Below are 17,842 nucleotides of genomic sequence, written 5' to 3' on the forward strand. Positions count from 1 at the left end.
GCCGTTCACGCAAACACGCGGGAAACCTATTGTCCTTGGGGAGATATCGCCAGGGCCGGAGCAACCGGCAACGTGAAAATGAACCTCGCGCCTTGCGGTTCGTTGCTCTCTGTGGAGAGTTGCCCGCCATGCGATTCCACGATCGATCGGCAAATCGCGAGCCCCATGCCCATGCCGCGACCTTTTGTGGTGAAGAACGGCTCGAATATCCTGTCAGGAAACGCGACGCCTGGGCCACGATCGCTGATCTCGATCTGGACCAGATCCTCCAGTCGCCGCGCGCGCATGCGAAGGACCTTGTCGCCGGCAAGGGACTCCATGGCCTCTAGACCATTGCGGACGAGATTGACCAGGACCTGGTGGATCTGGACGCGATCAACCACAACGGGCGGCAGATCGCCCTCGACCTCGACATCCATGTGGATATGGTGTCGCGAAGCCTCCTCGGCCATCAGGTCGCGTGCCTCGGTCACGAGGCACTCGAGCGCTGCCCTATCCCTCGTTTCCGCGGTTTGCCTGAACAAGGCGCGGATGGAGTTCACGACCTCGACCGCGGCGTTTGCGGCCCGCATGATGCGCTCCAAGCTCTTCGCCGCCCGTTCGACGTTCGGCCGTTCCGTCACCAGCCATCGCTGGCAGGCGTTCGCGAAGGTAACTACAGCCGTCAGCGGCTGGCTGACTTCGTGGGCGATGGAGGCCGAGAGCTCGGCCAGGCTCGCGGCCTTGTTTGCCCATGCGAGGATGCGGAAAGTTCGTGCCGCAGGAATTCAGAAAATTAGCGCTGGGGGAATTCAAGAAATTAGTGCTGGAGAAAGTCAAAAAATTAGTGTTATAAAAATTCAGAAAATTAGTGTGGAAAAAATTCAGAAATTAGTGAAGCCGCGAAGGAGCGGGAAGTGCGAGGAAAGACCCCAAACGAGCTTTTGGCGACATCGCTACGGGAATTAAGAGGAATTACGGAGCAGGGGACGATCTCTGTTCTTAGGAGCGATAGCCTTAGCAGGGTTCATCGGGATCGTTTGACAAACGCAGGGTTCGTCGAACCCATTATGAACGGTTGGATCGCAGTCAACTCCAGACCTTCTGACCGTCGCCGTGTCGATGTCGCGTGGAGCACAGTCTATTGGGAGTTCCTCGAACGATATCTCAACGACCGTTTCGAAACCCAATGGGTGCTTTCTCCCGAAACGTCGGTCTCTTTGTGGGCCGAAAATTGGTCGATTGCCCAACAAATCGTCGTTCGCAGTCCTCAAGCGAACAATCAGGTTCTCCAAATGCCTGGTGACACCTCAATTTTCATGTTGCGGGTGCCGGAAGGCGATAATTCGGAAATTCATGGTGGAATGCGGGTTCTCTCGAAGGAAGAGACCGTGATCAATTTGTCGAAAAACACTTGGTCCACAGCAGCAACCGACATTATCTCCGTTCTCGGATCCATTCGCGGGTCCTCTTCTCTAATAAGGGTACTTCTCTCCAAGCGGAAAAGTACAATTGCAGGGAGGATCGCCGGCGCGCTTCGCCACCTCGGAAGGACGAAAGACGCCGACCAGATTCTCTCTGCAATGCAATCGGCTGGGTATACTACGAATGAAGAGAACCCCTTCGACGACCAAGCCCACGCGGTCCTCGACGAACGACGTGCGGCCGCGCCTGCCGCGACGCGGATCAAAAATCTCTGGGCGAAGATGAGCAACGACGCTTTTCAGAACGTGAACGTTGAAGGCACTCGCTTCAACGATATCGACAGTTACATGAGCGATATCGAGGAGCGATATGTCGCTGACGCTCTCAACTCGCTGTCGATCGAGGGTTATCAGGTATCTGAAGATTTGATTGAACGCGTCCAATCCGGAGACTGGAATCCCGAGCAACACGCAGGAGACGCGGACGCCAGAAATGCTTTGGCGGCGAAAGGCTATCGCATGGCCTTCGAGGAGGTGAAAGTCGATATCCGTAAAATCCTAGAGGGCGCTCCGTCGGGCGAGTTGCTTGCCCACCGACATCAGGATTGGTTCCGTGCAATGTTTCAGCCGTCGGTTCAGGCGGGCATCATTGAAGCATATCAACTTGCAGGCTACCGCAGCCACAATGTCTATCTCTGTGGGTCATCGCACGTGCCATTACCTCCCCACGCTATTTCCGACGCGATGGATGCCCTGTTTGAATGTATCGAGGATGAACCAAATCCTCTCGCGAAAGCGATCGTTGCGCCATTCTTGTTTACCTACATCCATCCATTCCCTGATGGTAACGGACGGACGGGCCGCTTTCTGATGAACGCTTTGATGGCGGAAGCGCGTCTTCCCTGGACCGTGGTGCCCGTTGAACAACGTGATCGTTACATGTCTTGTCTGGAAGAGGCGAGCCAGAACGAAAAAATCGGCCCACTTGCGGAGTTTATTGAAGAATTGGTCAGCTCACCGCCTCCGCCGAGGCCAGGTGAAACTGGCTGGCAACGTAAGAATGGCGTGCCAAGCCCGTGACACCCAAACATTCACTCCTGCGGGGATGTCTCCGCAGGAGCCGAATTTGTCTTCAGACTTGTTTGGTTGCTCTGCCGAGAAGCGGAGTTCGATGATCACCGGAATGGGCAGAGCATCCTCACAACGGCCTCCACCATTCGTCGATTTGGCGAGGGCCAGAGTGTCGGACCCTCAACGGCGTCATTTGTTAAGTGCGTCCTTGAGCGCTTTGGCTGGCGCGAAACTGAGCTTTTTTGGTAAGCGCTATTTTCCCGGCACGTTGACGCCGGCGATTTCGACGGATCGCCTACGAGTTGGAAGGCTTCTGGTCTGATCAGGCAGCAGCGGTTTTGGTGAAGTTGAAGGGCAGCAGATAATCGATATCGGCTTCTTCGGTGCGCTGAGGCAGAGAGCGTGGCCCAGCCAAGCTAGTGGCTCGACGCCACAGGCGTGGCAGGTCAGCGTCAGGCTACAGATGACGGCGCTCGCCCTGGCACCGTCGACCGTATCGCTGAACAGCCAACTCTTTCTGCCGGTTGCAAAAATTCGGACCCGAGAACCTTCCTCTTTCGATCTTACCGACGGCGTCGCTAACCTCTTGAAAATCAGCGCTTTTCTGCCTTGGGAAATTTGAGCCTTCTTTTGCGGAAGCTCCGGCTTGCCGTGGGCAATTTCAGCCTACTTTTTTTACATCATCATCGTATTACAAACTCCCTGGAAATTTCGGATTGTATATTGGATCCAATTTTTCTATGAGTCCTTTCCGCGGCCACGAGCGCGTTCACGCATTGGTGGTCGCAAGATCGGATTGCATGAGGAGCGCGGCTGGCGTCGTCCGCCGCTTGAAGGAGAAAAAGGCATGCGCAGCAGCAAGGTCGTCCACATCGTTTCCTGCCACGCAGAAGGTGAGGTCGGAGACGTGATCGTCGGCGGCGTCGCTCCGCCACCCGGCAATACGCTTTGGGAGCAGCGCCGGTTCATCGCCGAAGACCAGACGCTGCGCAATTTCGTGCTCAACGAGCCGCGCGGCGGTGTCTTCCGCCACATCAACCTGCTCGTGCCGCCGAAGGACCCGCGCGCGACGATGGGCTTCATCATCATGGAGCCCGAGGATACGCCGCCGATGTCCGGCTCCAACTCGATCTGCGTCTCGACCGTGCTGCTCGACAGCGGCATCGTGCCGATGCAGGAGCCGGAGACACGCATGGTGCTGGAAGCGCCGGGCGGGCTGGTCAACGTCGTTGCCGAGTGCCGCGGCGGCAAGGCCGAGCGCATTACCGTCACCAACGTGCCGTCCTTTGCCGACAAGCTCGACGCCAAGCTCGAGGTCGAGGGCCTCGGCACACTCACGGTCGACACCGCCTATGGCGGCGACAGCTTCGTCATCACCGATGCGCGCGCCCTTGGTTTCTCCGTGACGCCGGATGAGGCGCGGGAACTGGCCGAAACGGGCATCAAGATTACCCGTGCGGCCAATGAACAGCTTGGCTTCACCCATCCGGAAAACCCGGAGTGGAACCACATCTCCTTCTGCCAGCTGACGCTGCCGGTCGAAGAGAAGGACGGCGTCCTGCATGGCCGCAACACCGTTGTGATCCAGCCGGCAAAGCTTGATCGCTCGCCGACCGGCACCGGCTGCTCGGCGCGCATGGCCGTGTTGCACGCGCGTGGCGTGATGAAGGTCGGCCAGCGCTTCAGCGGCCATTCCATCATCGATTCGACGTTCAACTGCCGCATCGTCGGCGAAACGACGGTTGGTGGCCGCCCAGCGATCGTGCCGGAAATCTCGGGCCGCGCCTGGATCACTGGCACCCATCAGGTGATGCTCGATCCCGCCGACCCGTGGCCGGCCGGCTACCGGCTCGCCGACACGTGGCCGCGCAAGCAGTAACGCGGGGGTAGAGCGGGCCGCACCGTGCGGCCCGCATTCAGAAATGGCGTGGCCGCCTTAGCTTTCCTTGATGATCCGCGTCGTGCCGACCCAAAGTTCGCGGGCCGGCCCGGTGCCGACATTGCGGGCGCGATGCGGGAGCGAGGCGGGAAAGTGCAGGGTATCGCCGGCCTTTAAGAGATATTCCTTGCCGTCGATCTCGTAGAGCATCTCGCCGTCGATCAGATAGAGGAAGTCCTCGCCTTCGTGGCTCGTCAACTCGGACGCGTATCCCGGCGGCATGTGCGTGATGCAGCCGTTGAGGGCCGCGCCGGGGAAACCGCGTTCGATCAGTTCGTAGACGCGTTCCTTCGTCTCGACATTGTAGCCGGGGCGCTCACCGGCGTGCGACACCATTGAATGCCCATGCTGCGGTGGCTGTGACAAGAACGTATCGACACTGGTGCCGAGTGCGTTGGCGACGTTGTAGAGCGAGATCAGTGACGGGGTGGAAATGCCGCGTTCGATCTGGCTGATGAAGCCTTCGGTCAGGCCTGCCTCCCGCGCGACATCCTTCATGGTCTTGCCGATTTCCTTGCGGCGAGCGCGCAGCATCTGTCCGAGCGATGCTGTGGTCTGGGCTTCGGGGAGGGAGGCGCCTGTGGTCTTCTCTGGCGCCTCGTCAATCTTCACGGGCATGATTTTCTTTCCGCTTGACTCGCGTCTATCGATGTACTTTAGTCCAACTAAAGTTGGTTCGGCAAGCCGATCAGATCGGACGCTGCGCCTTCTTGATAAGGGGAACTACAAGAACGCTTTCACGGCAATCCGTCGGCGGCAAAAATCACTAAGAAAAATTGGATCCAATATCCAATTTATGTGCGTGACGCGCGATCGATGGCGGCTGCGAACAAAGGAGGAGTGAGATGAAACGTATATTGCCTATCATGCTCGGCGCGACGCTTGGGCTGCTTGCGGCCACCTCGGCATTCGCGATCGAGCGCGGCGGCGCGATGACGTTTGCGCGCTATGACGATTCGACCGTCATCGATCCCGTTTATGCGGACCGCAACCCCGATCTGTGGATGGTGAACGGTCTCTATGAAACGCTGCTGCGCAACGGTCCCGATGGTTCGATCGTACCCGGTCTTGCAGAGGCACACGAAGTCTCGCCCGACGGCAAAGCCATCACGCTGACGCTCAGAAGCGGCCTCAAGTTTTCAGATGGTTCCGACCTGACAGGTGCTGACGTCGTCTTCTCGCTCGACCGGGCCCGCGACGCAAACCTCGGCCCCTGGGCCGGCTTGCTCGGCGCGGTCGACAAGGTGACGGCTGACGGCAACAAGATCACCGTGTCGCTGAAGAACCCTGATCCGACGATCATTTCAATCCTTGCGACCTTCAATACCGGCATCATGCCGAAGGCAGCCTTCGAAAAGGCAGCCGGTGCGACGGATCAGGAGAAAGCACGCGCCTTCTTTGCCGCCGGACCGGTGACATCAGGTCCCTTCGTCATGAAGAGCCATGTGCAGGGCTCGAGCATGAGTTTCGGGCGCAACCCGAACTACTGGCGCCAGGGCGAGGATGGCAAGCCGCTGCCCTATCTCGACCGGGTGGAGTTCCTGGTCATCCCCGATGACGCCACCCGCATCCTCAAGCTTCAGGCGGGCGAAGTCGATGCGGCCGAGTTCATTCCCTTCGCGCGTGTCGGTGAACTGGGCGCCGATCCGAACCTGAAGATGGAACTCTTTCCCTCGACCCGTATCGTCTACGCGCCGATCAACACGCGCGAGGCGAAGAAGGACGGTGAGAAGAACCCGCTTGCCGACGCTAGGGTGCGTCGGGCGCTGAACTATGCGACCGACAAGAACGTGCTGATCAAGCTCGTTACCTTCGACACCGGCAAGCCGATGACCTCGCTGATGTCGGCCGCGACCCAGTTGCACTACGGGCCGGAGCCGCTCTATCCGTACAACCCGGAAAAGGCCAAGCAGTTGCTCACGGAAGCCGGCCTCAGCGGTGGTTTCGAGGTGAAGCTCACGACGCTTGCCGGCAGCGCAGACGATGCGACGCTGTTTACCGCCCTGCAGCAGATGTGGGCGCCGCTCGGCGTCAATCTCAAGGTCGAGCAGGTCGACAACCCGACCCGCGGCGAGAAGAACCGTTCCGGCGATTTCGACATCCATACCTATGGCTGGGCCAACGACGTCAACGACCCGGCGCAGGTCACCGGCTGGCTCGGCTACTACAAACAGCGCCAAGCCGTCGGCACCGGCTGGAACAACCAGGAGTTCAACACGCTGTTCGAGGCCTCCAACGCCGAGACCGATCCTGCCAAGCGCAAGGATGAGTACAAGCGCATGCAGGAGATCTATGCGGCAGAAGCGCCATTGCTCTTCCTGTTCGAAACGCCGTTTGCCGTCGCGGTCTCGAAGTCGATCGAGGGCTATGTCCAAACCCCGCTCGGCGCCAACGACTTCTCCGAAGCCTGGCGCGCCGACTGATAGCGGAACGGTCCCAGAGAGCCGGGCGGCAAGCCGCCCGGTTTTCCGTTGAAGGTTGGAACCATGCCCTCACTTTCCTATCTCATCGCGCGGCTTTTGCAGATCATCCCGACGTTTCTTTTGGTGATGGTCTTCATCTTCCTGCTCGTGCGTCTTTTGCCGGGCGACCCGGCGATCGCCATGGCCGAGGCCAAGGCGACCGATGCCCAGCTCGAACAGATCCGGCAGAATCTCGGTCTCGATCAGCCGCTGCCGGTGCAGTTCCTGGTTTTTGTGAAGAATACGCTGACAGGTGATCTCGGCCGCTCGATCATGCTGAAGGCGCCGGTCAGCGAGATCATCCTCGCGCGGTTGCCGACGACGATCTTCCTTGCGCTCTATTCGGTGGTGCTCGCCGTGATCCTTGCCGGGCCGCTGGCGTTCCTCGCGGCATCCAGGGTCAACAGCCCCATCGATGTCGCCATCCGCGGTGTGTTCCAGGTCGGGCTCTCGATGCCCGTCTTCTATATCGGCCTCGTACTTCTGACGGTGCTTGCCGCGCAATTGCGCTGGTTCCCGGTTGGTGGCTACGGCAAGACCTTTCTTGCCAATCTCTATCACCTGATCCTGCCGGCGCTCAGCGTCGCGCTCTATACGTCTGCGATCATCCTGCGCAATCTACGTGCCTCGCTGATCGAGGTGCTCGACGCCGACTATGTGCAGTTCGCTCGGGCCAAGGGGCTATCGCCGCGCATCATCATGACGCGGCATGTGCTGCGCAACGCGCTCGTCTCCACGGTGACGTTGCTGGGGCTTTCGATCGGCAACCTGATGAGCGGCACGCTGGTGACGGAGACCGTCTTTGCCATTCCCGGCGTCGGACGGCTGATGCTGGAAGCAATCTTTGCTCGCGACTATCCGTTGATCCAGGGGCTGACACTCACCTTCGCCGTGCTCGTCTCCGTCGTCTTCCTGCTGACGGATGTCGTGCAGTCCTGGCTCGACCCGAGGCTTCGCCAATCATGAGTGCCATCACGCAATCTCATTCGCGGAAGCCGGGACGGCTGGCTGCCTTCCTCGCCCGCGCCTTCACCCGCCCGTCTTTCGTCGTCGGCATCGTCATACTCGGTCTGTCGCTGGCGCTTGCGCTGTTTCCGCAAGCTTTTGCGCCCTACGATCCGCTCGCCTTCGACCTTCAGGCGATCCAGCAGGGGCCAAGCCTCGCGCACCCCTTCGGCACCGACAATTTCGGTCGCGACGTGCTCTCGCGGGTGATCTGGGCCTATCGCGTCGACATGCAGATGGCCTTCTTCGCGACGATCTTCGCGCTTTTGATCGGGCTCACCGTCGGCGCCTTCGTCGGCTACTACGGCGGTATCGCCGACGTGATTTTCGGCCGCTGCGTCGATGCGATCATCACTTTCCCCTTCCTGGTCCTCGTGATCGCCATCGTCGCAGTGCTCGGACCCGGCCTCGTCAACATGTATGTGGCGATCACCGCGGTGAACTGGGTTTATTACGCCCGGCTGACGCGCGCCGAAATCATGGCGCAGAAGGCGAACGACTACGCAGCCGCCGGCCGCGTACTCGGCTATTCCGACCGGCGCATCATCTTCCGCCATCTGCTTCCGAACGCGATCTCGCCGATCCTTGTCTACTGGATGACCGACATGGCGCTCGCGATCCTGCTCGGTTCGTCACTCGGCTATCTCGGCCTCGGCGCCCAGCCTCCGGCGGCCGAGTGGGGCGTGTTGATCGCCGAGGGCCGCAACTTCCTGATGACCGCCTGGTGGATGAGCCTGATGCCAGGCATCGCCATCGTCTTGACCGGTCTCGGCTTCAGCCTTGTTGGCGACGCGCTCGCCGACCTGCTTCGACCGAAAGGGCGCTGATATGGCAATCAAAGAAGGAGCCATCGCGCTCGAGGTTAGAAGCCTGCGCACCGAGTTTGGCACGCGCGAGCGGCCGCTGGTTGCGGTCGACAACGTCTCGTTCCAGGTGAGACAGGGTGAAATCCTTGGGCTTGTCGGCGAGTCCGGCTCCGGCAAGAGCATCACGTTGCGCTCGATCCTCGGCATTGTCCGGCCGCGTGGTCGGGTCGCCGGCGAAATCCTGTGGAAGGGCCAGGACCTTGTGGCGCTCTCCGAGGCGCAGCTCCGGCGTATCCGCGGCCGGGAAATCGCGATGATCTTCCAGGAGCCGATGTCATCGCTCAATCCGCTGCTGACGGTCGGCCTGCAGATCTCGGAAAACCTCGTCGCCCATACGGATCTCGACGCCAGGGCGAGGAAAGCACGGGCGATCGAGCTCCTTGAATTGGTCGGCATCCCGGCCGCACGCAATCGTCTCGACGATTTCCCGCACGAGTTCTCCGGTGGTATGCGGCAGCGGGTGATGATCGCAATCGCGCTCGCCTCCAACCCAAGGCTTCTGCTGGCGGACGAGCCGACGACTGCGCTCGATGTGACCATCCAGGACCAGATCCTGCGGCTGATCCAGTCGCTCAGCCGCGATCTCGGGATGGCGGTGATCCTCGTCACCCACGACATGGGCGTCGTTGCCGAAACCTGTGACCGCGTGGCTGTGATGTATGGCGGTCGGCTTTGCGAAATCGGCACGACGGCGGAAGTGATCGCCGACGCCCGCCATCCCTATTCGCTCGGGCTGCTGCGTTCGATCCCGCGCGACGTGGCGCCAAGGACGCCGCTCTATTCAATCCCCGGCGCACCACCGGCGCTGAACGCGCTTCCGCCCGGCTGCGCCTTCAGCGCCCGTTGTCCGGTGGCGGGACGCGAATGTCGAGACCGTCGACCTGCGCTCGAAGCGGTCGGCTCGTCGCGCCAGGTGGCCTGCCATCATCTTCAGGATGCTCAAGTGCATTTCGGACCGCGGGAGGCGGCGCAATGACCACCATTCCGACCACGGTAGGCACAACGCCGTTGCTTTCGATCCGTGCGCTATCGATCCAGTTCGAGAAACGACGTTCACTCTCCGATACGCTCGCCCGCCGCCCGCAGCAGGTCGTCTCAGCGGTCAATGGCATTGATCTCGACGTCATGCCCGGCGAGACGATGGGCATTGTCGGAGAATCCGGTTGCGGCAAGTCGACGCTCGCGCGGCTCATTGCCGGGCTGCACCGTCCGACATCAGGCGACATCCTGTTTGAGGGCGAAAGTGTCGTCGGCCTCAAGGGCGCGCGCCGGCGCGCCTATAACAGGCGCGTCCAGATGATGTTTCAGGACCCCTACACCTCGCTTAACCCGCGCATGACCGTGCGCGATACATTGAGAGAGGCGATATCGGTACATCGAATGCGCGAAGGGGCCGCGATCGACAAACGGGTCGACGAACTGTTGGATCTGGTTCGGCTGCCCGAGGGGGCGGCGGATAAGTATCCGCACGAATTTTCGGGCGGGCAGCGCCAGCGGATCGGTATCGCCCGGGCACTGTCGCTGGAGCCGACCTGTCTCGTCGCCGACGAACTCGTCTCGGCGCTCGACGTTTCGGTGCAGGCGCAGGTGGTCAATCTGCTGATCGAGCTACAGGACGAACTGGGGCTGACCGTGCTGTTCGTGGCGCACGACCTTCGCCTTGTACGTCATGTCTCGCACCGCGTCGCCGTCATCTATCTCGGTGCTATCGTCGAGATCGGTCCGTCGGAGGCGCTTTTTTCGAAGCCGATGCATCCCTATTCCAAGGGGCTGCTGGCGGCGGCACCCTCGCTCGATCCCGGTGCACGGCGCAAGGCACCGGCGCTGTCAGGCGAACTGCCGAGCCCACTCGCCATTCCGCCCGGCTGTCCTTTTCACGTGCGCTGCCCGCATGCAACCGAGCTCTGCCGTCGAGAAAAGCCGGCACTCCGCCCCGTCGGCGCCGGTATGACGGCCTGCCATTTCGCCGAGACGATCGGCGACGCCTGAAACACCACTCAACAGGAAAGACATCATGGATACGAGAGCAAGGCCGGACATCTCCGGCCGGATCGGCGCCCTGCGACGCAAGCTTGAGGAAACCGGGCTCGACGGTTACGTTGTACCGCGTTTCGACGAACACCAGGGCGAATATTGCGCGCCGCACGATAATCGCCTGGCCTTCGTTACCGGTTTCACCGGCTCGGCCGGCGTCGCGATCGTCATGCGTGATCGCGCCGCCATCTTCGTCGACGGCCGCTACCAGGTGCAGGTGCGCGACGAGGTGGATCTGGAAACCTTCGCAATCGAGCACTTTTACGATGCGCCGCTGAAGGCGTGGCTGAGGACCAATTTGCGCAAGGGCGAGCGCGTCGGCTTCAACGCGATGCTGCTGCCGTCGACCTGGGACGCGGATTGCGGTCGCGCGGTGGAAGGCGCCGGTGGCGTCTGGGCGCCTGTCGAGGAGGATCTTGTCGACGCGATCTGGACTGACCAACCGGAAAAGCCGCTTGGCAAGATCATGGCCTTTCCCGTCACCTATTCCGGCGAAAGCGTCGCTGACAAGAAGCGCCGCATCGCCGCCATGTTGGCGGAGCAGGGCGTGGATCTCCTGATCGAGGCGCAGCCTGACAACATCGCCTGGTTCCTCAATGTTCGCGGTCGCGACGTCGCCTTCAACCCGATGCCGCAATCCTTCCTGATCTTTGATCGCTACGGCAAGATGGTGTGGCTCGTCGATCATCGCAAGCTGCCAAACGACCTCTCGGACTTCGAGCTTGATGACGTCTCGATGGCCGAACCGGGGCAGTTGCTGGAGCGGGTCCGCTCGATGGCTGCGGGTCGCGCGGCATTGATCGATCCGGGTTTCGCCCCTTCGGCGACGGCCCGAGCGACGCGCGCTGGCGGCGGCACCGTGCAGCTGGCGCGAAGCCCGATCACGCTTGCCAAGATGCACAAGAACGCGACGGAGCTTGCCGGCTTTCGCGATTGCCACCGCCTTGACGGCGCCGCCTGGGTCCGCTTTTTCGCCTGGCTCGAACGGAACGCTGCAGAGCGGGATTCAAGTGGCAGGCCCGTCAGCGAACTGGAGGCAGAGGAGCGCATTCTCGCCTACCGGCAGATGGACGAAAGCTTCGTCGAGCCGAGTTTCCGGTCGATCTCGGCCGCCGACGGCCACGCGGCCATGTGCCATTACGCCGCTACAAGTGCGACCAGTGCGCCGATCAAGAGGGGCGGGGTCTATCTACTAGATAGTGGCGGCCAGTACTTGACCGGCACAACGGACGCGACGCGCACGACGGCGATTGGCCCGGTCAGCGATGAGATCAGGCGCGCCTACACGGCCGTGCTCAAAGGCCTGATCTCGATGATCACGCTCAAGTTCCCAAGGGGAACCTATGGCCACCAGCTCGACGCCTTCGCCCGCCGCTCGCTCTGGGATCTCGGCCTCGACTACGATCACGGCACCGGTCACGGCGTCGGCCACTTCCTGTCTGTTCACGAGCAGCCGCAGCGCTTCGATCGCCGTGTCAACGAGATCGAGTTGACGCCGGGAATGGTGACGACGATCGAACCCGGCTACTACAAGGCCGGTGCCTACGGCATCCGCATCGAGAACCAGGTGGAGGTGGTGGATGACGGCGATGGCTTCCTCAGTTTCCACAGTCTGACGCTGGTCCCGATCGACATGCGCTTGGCGGGCCTCGATCTCTTGACGCCGGCCGAACGGCAGTGGATCGACGCCTATCACCGGCGCGTCGCCCAGGAGGTGGGCGAGTTGCTCGACAATGAAAGCTTGGCCTGGCTGGCGGAGCGGACGGTCCCGATAGGCGGCTGATCCGTACCGTTTCCCTATGCGATGTGTACAAGACCATTCAATCGAACGGCGGGCGGGTGCCCGCCGCTTTGTTTTGTGGCTAAGCCACTTTAAGTCCATGTCCATCTTGGCTGCTTCTCAAACAATGTGAGTCCTCTTGCTTGCGGAATGCAATTTGTGATAAATTTCACAAAGCCTGTTCCAGCACTTGGAGAACGGGCAGAACGCTCCGGACACGGATTTAGCCATGGTCAGCCGCAAGACAGCCCGCATCATCCAACTCGCCGACGCCCTTTCCGGGCGACGGGTTTTGCATCTGCGCGACGCTGCAGCCCTGCTTGGCGTTTCGGAAATGACCATTCGCCGCGACGTTGCCGACAATCCCGGCCAGTTCGCCTTCCTCGGCGGCCACATCGTTCCGGCAGGCGAGATGGAGCCGGATGCGCCCTATGAGCTCGCGCGTGAAGCCGACAGCCATGCGACCGCCAAGCGCGAGGCCTGTGTGCACGCGGCCCGTCACATTCGACCGGATGAGACGATCTTTATCGATTGCGGCACCACGCTCGAGTATCTCGTTGAGCTCATTCCGGAAAATTATTCAATAACGGCAGTCTGTTATTCGCTGAACGTCGCGGAAAAGCTGACACGCAAACCGAATGTCCGGATCGTCATGCTGGGTGGCGTCTATCACCCGTCATCGGCATCCTTTTCCGGCAATTCCGGACTGGAGACGCTCGATTCGCTCGGCATTAACGTGGCCTTCCTTTCGGCGGCCGGAGTCGATCCGGGGCGGGGCGCGACCTGTGTTCATTTCCACGAGGTGTCGGTGAAGCAGAAGGTCATTTCGCTGGCGCGTGAAAGCCATCTCGTCATCGATTTGAGCAAGATCGGCAAGCTGAAGCCGGCGTTCTTCGCGCCCCTTCATGTCTTTCGCTCCGTCATCACCGAAGAGGGTGAAACCCTGGTGCCGGCGCAGTAATTATCGTCCGCTCAAAAATATTACGAATTCGTCAAAATCCGCACGCTTCGCTTGACACCTTCAATATTTGATGGAATAGTCACAAAAAATCGGTAGAAAAATAACAAAATTGACGATCTCCACGGCTGCGCCCTGGGTGTAGAGTTATGCCGTGACAGGGAGTTCAAGGAGCCATCGCTTGGAAGACCTAGCTGTGAAGTCAGGCGCGGTGAAAGCCGCGCAATCGCCTGCGGCAGGCCATAACTGGCCGCGCAACAACGGCATCGATCTCGATCTCGGCTGGGTGCTGGACCAGCGCGTCAATCTGTCTGCCGCCGAGCGCCGCGTGGCGACGCTACCCGGCCGGCGGACGGTGAAGAAGGACGCGCAGGCCGCCTGGTTGCTGAAAGCCGTGACCTGCATCGACCTCACTACCCTTAATGGCGACGATACGACGGAGCGCGTCAAGCGCCTCTGCGCCAAGGCGCGTCAGCCGGTGCGCCAGGACCTGCTCGATGCGCTTGGCATGGGTGGTCGCGGCATCACCACCGGCGCTGTTTGCGTCTATCATCGTTTCGTCTCGACCGCCGTCGAGGCGCTTGATGGCTCCGGTATTCCGGTTGCCGCCGTTTCCACCGGCTTTCCGGCCGGTCTCATTCCGCATGACGTCAAGCTGCGCGAGATCGAAGCCTCGGTCGCCGATGGCGCCAAGGAAATCGATATCGTCATCACGCGCGAGCATGTGCTCACCGGCAACTGGCAGGCGCTCTATGACGAGATGCGCGACTTCCGTGCTGCCTGTGGCGATGCCCATGTGAAGGCGATCCTGGCGACGGGCGACCTGAAGACGCTGCGCAACGTCGCGCGCGCCTCGCTCGTCTGCATGATGGCCGGTGCCGATTTCATCAAGACCTCGACCGGCAAGGAAGGCGTCAACGCCACGCTGCTCGTGACGCTCGTGATGTTGCGCATGATCCGTGCCTATCAGGAGCAGACCGGCCTCAAGGTCGGCTACAAGCCTGCCGGCGGCATTTCGGCGGCCAAGGACATTCTAAACTACCAGTTCCTGATGAAGGACGAGCTCGGTCGTGAATGGCTCGAGCCGGATCTCTTCCGCATCGGCGCATCGAGCCTGCTTGCCGACATCGAGCGCCAACTCGAGCATCACGTGACCGGCGCCTACTCGGCCCTCAACCGACACCCGATTGGATGATCCCGATGACTGTCGCAAGGTATTTTGACGAAATGTCCTATGGTCCAGCACCGGAAGCCGACACCGAAGCACGCCAGTGGCTGGCTCGTCACAAGGGCGAATTCGGCCACTTCATCAACGGCGCATTCGTGGCGTCCGCTTCGGGCAAGACCTTCGAGACGAACGAGCCGGCAACCGGCAAGCTGCTGGCCAAGATTGCGCTCGGTGGCGCCAAGGACGTGGACGACGCCGTTGCCGCCGCCCGCAAGGCGCAAGGCGCCTGGGCGAAGCTGCCGGGCCATGCCCGCGCCCGCCATCTCTATGCGCTCGCCCGCATGATCCAGCGCCACGCGCGCCTGATCGCCGTGGTCGAGGCCATCGACAACGGCAAGCCGATCCGCGAAACCCGCGACATCGACGTGCCGCTCGCTGCCCGCCATTTCTACCACCACGCCGGCTGGGCGCAGCTGCAGGAAACCGAGTTTGCCGATCAGGTGCCGGTTGGTGTCGTCGGCCAGGTCATCCCGTGGAACTTCCCGTTCCTGATGCTTGCCTGGAAGGTCGCGCCGGCTCTGGCGCTCGGCAATACGGTCATCCTGAAGCCGGCCGAATTCACGCCGCTGACGGCGCTGCTCTTTGCGGAACTCGCCGCCGCTGCCGGCCTGCCTGCCGGCGTACTCAACGTCGTCACCGGTGAGGGCGAGACCGGTGCGCTGATCGTCGAGCATGCGGACATCGACAAGATCGCCTTTACCGGCTCGACCGAAGTCGGCCGCCTCATCCGTGAGCGCACCGCCGGCACCGGCAAGTCGCTGACGCTCGAACTCGGCGGCAAGTCACCCTTCATCGTCTTTGACGATGCCGATATCGACGGCGCCGTCGAAGGCGTGGTTGACGCCATCTGGTTCAACCAGGGCCAGGTCTGCTGCGCCGGCTCGCGCATCCTCGTGCAGGAAGGTGTAGCACCCCTTTTCTACGAGCGGCTGAAGCGCCGCATGCAGACGCTGCGTGTCGGCCATCCGCTCGACAAGGCGATCGACATGGCGGCAATCATCGCCCCGGTGCAGTTGCAGCGTATCGAAAGCCTCGTTGCCAAGGGTGTCGCCGAAGGTGCGGCACTGCACCAGCCGAAGATCGAGTTGCCGAAGGGCGGCAGCTTCTATCCGCCGACGCTTCTGACCGGCGTGCAGCCGACCTCGATCGTCGCAACCGAAGAAATCTTCGGACCGGTCGCCGTCTCGATGACATTCCGCACCCCGGAAGAGGCGATCCAGCTTGCCAACCACACGTGCTACGGCCTTGCCGCCAGCGTCTGGAGCGAAACCATCGGTCTCGCGCTGCACGTGGCGGCCAAGCTCGCCGCCGGCGTCGTCTGGGTCAATTCAACCAATCTCTTCGATGCGTCGGCCGGGTTCGGCGGCAAGCGGGAGTCCGGCTTCGGCCGTGAGGGTGGTCGCGAGGGCTGCTACGAGTATCTGAAGCCGAAGGCATGGCTCGGCCGCAAGCCGCGCCCTGCCGTTGCCGAGGCCGCGCTGAAACCGGTCGCCGGTGATTTCGCCATGCCGACGGTCGACCGTACGGCCAAGCTCTTCATCGGCGGCAAGCAGGCGCGGCCTGACGGTAACTATAACCGCAACGTGCTTTCGCCCAAGGGCAAGGTGCTGGGCGAGGTCGGCGAAGGCAACCGCAAGGACATACGCAACGCCGTGGTCGCGGCACAAGCGGCATCTGGCTGGGCTTCGGCAACGACCCACAACCGCGCGCAGATTCTCTACTATATCGCCGAGAACTTGAGCGGTCGCGCCGACGAGTTCGCCGACCGCATCGCCGCCATGACCGGTGCCTCTGCGGCCAACGCCAAGGCGGAGGTCGAAGCCTCGATTGCCCGCCTCTTCACCTACGGTGCTTGGGCGGACAAGTACGAGGGCGCCATCCACCAGCCACCGCTGCGCGGCGTCGCACTCGCCATACCCGAGGCCATCGGCGTCGTCGGCGTGATCTGCCCGCCGGAAGCACCGCTTCTCGGCATGATCAGCCTCGTCGCGCCGCTGATTGCCACCGGCAACCGCGTCGTGGTCGTGCCAAGCGAGCCGCATCCGCTGGCCGTGACCGACTTCTACACGGTCTTGGAGACGTCTGACGTTCCGGCCGGCGTCGTCAACATCGTCACAGGTTCGGCGGTGGAACTGGCGAAGACGCTTGCAAGCCACAATGACGTCGATGCCGTCTGGGCTTTCGGCACGCAGGAACTATCGACTCTCGTCGAGAAGCTCTCGGTCGGCAATCTGAAGCGCACCTTCGTCGACTACGGCAAGGCAACCAACTGGCTCGATCGCGACGCTGCGGAAGGCCCCGCCTATCTGCGTCGTGCGACCGACGTCAAGAACATTTGGATCCCCTACGGCGAGTAGGGGGTCGTCGGGAGCGGGATGAGGAAAAGTGCGTGCGGTTTTCCGCCCGCGTCCCGCTCTAACTTGATGGAGGCGCGAGGCGGGGGGAGCCGGCTCGCGCACAATGGAGAAATGTACGGTTTGGGAGACGCGCTTGCCCCAAGAGCAAGCGTATATGGCGCGGCCGCGACGGCAGCGTCTGGAGGAGGACTGCATGCTGAAGAATATCGACCCCGCCCTCAACGCTGATGTGCTGCACGCACTCAGATCCATGGGGCATGGCGACACGCTGGTCATTTCCGATACCAATTTTCCGTCCGATGCCATCGCCCGCAAGACGACGCTCGGCACACTGCTGCGCATCGACAATGTCTCGGCGGCGCGCGCCGTCGAAGCGGTGCTTTCGGTGCTGCCGCTCGATACGCCACTGCAGCCTTCCGCTGGCCGAATGGAGGTGATGGGCGCTCCCGATGAAGTTCTGCCGGTGCAGCAGGAAGTCCAGGCCGTGATCGACCGCGCCGAGGGCAAGTCGGCGCCGATGTACGGCATCGAACGCTTCAAGTTCTACGAGGAAGCCAAGAAGGCCTATTGCGTTATCACCACGGGTGAGACGCGCTTCTACGGCTGCTTCCTGTTCACCAAGGGCGTCATTCCGCCCAAGACCTGAGCGACACGCCTGCGCGGCCGCCGCGTTGGCGCCAGACCACACATGAAATCGCGAGAGATTGCCTGGGCACACCGTTCCTGCGGTGCGGTCGCA

Annotated in this window: 13 protein-coding genes and 2 pseudogenes; 12 read left to right on the forward strand and 3 right to left on the reverse strand. The window is 61.7% G+C overall.

From position 1 onward, the window contains the following. Positions 1–26 precede the first annotated feature (26 nt). Positions 27–740: pseudogene (locus MKZ91_RS09535) on the reverse strand (sensor histidine kinase); the annotation flags it as partial. A 309-nt stretch (positions 741–1,049) separates the two neighbouring features. On the opposite strand from MKZ91_RS09535, the gene MKZ91_RS09540 reads away from it, so the two are divergent. Beyond that, the gene (locus tag MKZ91_RS09540) at positions 1,050–2,483 is read left to right on the forward strand and encodes a Fic family protein (protein ID WP_336170371.1); all 1,434 of its coding nucleotides are present in this window, start codon (positions 1,050–1,052) and stop codon (positions 2,481–2,483) included. A 313-nt stretch (positions 2,484–2,796) separates the two neighbouring features. Here the strand turns inward: MKZ91_RS09540 and MKZ91_RS09545 are convergent. Beyond that, positions 2,797–3,014 (reverse strand): annotated as a pseudogene (locus MKZ91_RS09545) (IS66 family transposase); the annotation flags it as partial. 307 nt (positions 3,015–3,321) lie between these two features. Between MKZ91_RS09545 and MKZ91_RS09550 the strand changes: the two are divergent. Then, positions 3,322–4,353 (forward strand): trans-3-hydroxy-L-proline dehydratase, encoded by a 1,032-nt coding sequence (locus tag MKZ91_RS09550; protein ID WP_336170373.1) that lies wholly within the window; start codon positions 3,322–3,324, stop codon positions 4,351–4,353. 57 nt (positions 4,354–4,410) lie between these two features. Here MKZ91_RS09550 and MKZ91_RS09555 read toward each other — a convergent pair whose 3' ends face one another. After that, positions 4,411–5,031: a helix-turn-helix domain-containing protein gene (locus tag MKZ91_RS09555; RefSeq protein WP_336170374.1), complete on the reverse strand. Its 621-nt coding sequence runs from the start codon at positions 5,029–5,031 to the stop codon at positions 4,411–4,413. A 227-nt stretch (positions 5,032–5,258) separates the two neighbouring features. Here MKZ91_RS09555 and MKZ91_RS09560 point away from each other — a divergent pair, with 227 nt between their 5' ends. The 10 genes from MKZ91_RS09560 to MKZ91_RS09605 all read left to right on the forward strand — a co-directional run bounded on the left by MKZ91_RS09560 (position 5,259) and on the right by MKZ91_RS09605 (position 17,749). After that, a complete protein-coding gene (locus MKZ91_RS09560) occupies positions 5,259–6,836 on the forward strand; it encodes an ABC transporter substrate-binding protein (protein ID WP_336170375.1) in 1,578 nt (525 codons plus the stop codon). 63 nt (positions 6,837–6,899) lie between these two features. Then, complete coding sequence (locus tag MKZ91_RS09565) at positions 6,900–7,841, forward strand: ABC transporter permease (RefSeq protein WP_336170377.1); 942 nt, start codon at positions 6,900–6,902, stop codon at positions 7,839–7,841. Beyond that, positions 7,838–8,707, forward strand: coding sequence for an ABC transporter permease (locus MKZ91_RS09570; protein ID WP_336170379.1), 870 nt, complete (start codon positions 7,838–7,840; stop codon positions 8,705–8,707). The genes MKZ91_RS09565 and MKZ91_RS09570 overlap by 4 nt, the downstream gene beginning before the upstream one ends. Position 8,708: 1 nt before the next feature. Further along, a complete protein-coding gene (locus MKZ91_RS09575; protein ID WP_336170381.1) occupies positions 8,709–9,722 on the forward strand; it encodes an ABC transporter ATP-binding protein in 1,014 nt (337 codons plus the stop codon). Then, entirely contained in the window at positions 9,719–10,735 is a 1,017-nt protein-coding gene (locus MKZ91_RS09580; protein ID WP_336170383.1) for an ABC transporter ATP-binding protein, read from the forward strand. Before MKZ91_RS09575 ends, MKZ91_RS09580 begins: the two co-directional genes overlap by 4 nt. A 25-nt stretch (positions 10,736–10,760) precedes the next feature. Continuing rightward, positions 10,761–12,563 carry an aminopeptidase P family protein gene (locus MKZ91_RS09585; protein WP_336170385.1) on the forward strand — a complete coding sequence of 601 codons (1,803 nt, stop codon included), beginning with the start codon at positions 10,761–10,763 and terminating at the stop codon, positions 12,561–12,563. Between the two features lie 226 nt (positions 12,564–12,789). Beyond that, complete coding sequence (locus MKZ91_RS09590; RefSeq protein ID WP_336170387.1) at positions 12,790–13,521, forward strand: DeoR family transcriptional regulator; 732 nt, start codon at positions 12,790–12,792, stop codon at positions 13,519–13,521. 178 nt (positions 13,522–13,699) lie between these two features. Further along, entirely contained in the window at positions 13,700–14,713 is a 1,014-nt protein-coding gene (gene deoC / locus MKZ91_RS09595) for a deoxyribose-phosphate aldolase (protein ID WP_336170389.1), read from the forward strand. Between the two features lie 5 nt (positions 14,714–14,718). Then, positions 14,719–17,103 (forward strand): aldehyde dehydrogenase family protein, encoded by a 2,385-nt coding sequence (locus MKZ91_RS09600; RefSeq protein ID WP_336170391.1) that lies wholly within the window; start codon positions 14,719–14,721, stop codon positions 17,101–17,103. A gap of 193 nt (positions 17,104–17,296) precedes the next feature. Next, positions 17,297–17,749: an RbsD/FucU family protein gene (locus MKZ91_RS09605; RefSeq protein ID WP_060518285.1), complete on the forward strand. Its 453-nt coding sequence runs from the start codon at positions 17,297–17,299 to the stop codon at positions 17,747–17,749. Positions 17,750–17,842 lie beyond the last annotated feature (93 nt).

It is taken from the genome of Ensifer sp. MJa1 (assembly GCF_037026475.1).
In the GTDB taxonomy this organism is placed as follows: Bacteria; Pseudomonadota; Alphaproteobacteria; order Rhizobiales; family Rhizobiaceae; genus Ensifer.